The sequence below is a fragment of the Bradyrhizobium sp. CFUWI genome, from assembly GCF_056429085.1.
Map to the genome: position 1 here is coordinate 1 of NZ_JBWJZE010000102.1, position 1240 is coordinate 1240.

The 1240-nt window shown below is 55.4% G+C and carries 2 protein-coding genes; one reads left to right on the forward strand and one right to left on the reverse strand.

Annotated features, from left to right (window positions below):
- Window positions 1–32: 32 nt before the first annotated feature.
- Entirely contained in the window at window positions 33–473 is a 441-nt protein-coding gene (locus AC066S_RS38850; RefSeq protein ID WP_478271914.1) for a ParB N-terminal domain-containing protein, read from the reverse strand.
- Between the two features lie 294 nt (window positions 474–767).
- Between AC066S_RS38850 and AC066S_RS38855 the strand changes: the two genes are divergently transcribed.
- A partial coding sequence (locus tag AC066S_RS38855) for a competence protein CoiA family protein (protein ID WP_478271915.1) occupies window positions 768–1240 on the forward strand: 473 nt, incomplete at its 3' end.

Here is a 1240-nt window from a genome sequence, read left to right on the forward strand (position 1 = left end):
TGTATAAGAGACAGATTAAGTGATCTTGGGTCTTAACCCGCCAAACCAGCACCCAAGCATCGAATATACGGATTGTAGTTCTCGGCGAAAAGCTGCGCTTGAGAAACTGGAACAGCCACGCAAATGTGCTCGCAGCCACACTGCTCCAAAGCAGCCAGGGTGTGTGTGCCATCGAGTATCCCGAAATTTTTACTTTCGGGGGAAACTACTCGGAGCACCGGAACATGGACGCTACCCTTACACTTGAGCCAGTCGAGCAAACGAGACAACCTTTCAATATCGCGAACGCCGCCAGGGTCGGGAATATACAGCTTAAGCCGGGACATCCTCACCACCACTATGCAAGGCAATTTCAATGACTCCGATCCACGCAAATCGCCGAAGGAATTGAAGGCGTTGCCGGACGATACACCGTGAACGGATCTTTTGATGTTGGGTAACCACATCGCCCCGTGTCCGTCATGTACATTCATATCATTCTGCCTTGTGGCTTGCTGAAATAAAAAAACGAAAGTGCAAAATTTCGCCCAGCTGGCGAGCGAGCGAACATATTCTAACGCAGCGAGCCGCGCGCCAACTAATTGTTTCGACTACCGGCCTGATCAAAAGGATACGCGTGCAACCTCATCATGCAGGCGGGAATTGTTTTCCATCCCGGAGCACTGGAGTCGGAGGCACCTCGTGATTGAACTCGCTGTCAGTTCTTGAAACACATCTCAAGCCGAAACACACCACCCCGCGCGTCCTTCGCGGATCCCCAGTTCGGAATGACCGACAATGGCGTAATGACATTGCTAGCAACCATCGCAGCCACCGGCCAGGAGGTCGAATCCTTCGCGGTGCCAGCAATGGTCTGGAAGCAGTGGCGCGAGCTTCCCGTGGGTACATTTCTCATCGGAACGCATCAGGTTCCTGCTGTGTTGAAGCGCAGTCCGAGAGGTCTACAGTTCTTCGCGGCAGCAGCTGGTTACGGTGGTTCGACCGAGCCAGAGTCTATCGATCACCAGATGGCCAAAGCTCAGCTCGCGATCGGGATGCGAGCGGCAGGATACGCTGCTCGGGTCGAGCAACCAGGCACTTCGTCCACGGGTGAAGCGTGGCAGGCTGACGTGCTCGTGCAGTCCGTGCATGGGCCGGTGGCCGTCAAGGAGCAACTATCCCGACAGCACTGGGACGACTATCGGCGCAGGACCGCGCGATATCCGATGAGTGGTGGTCAGGTCGTCTGGCTGGTCCGTGG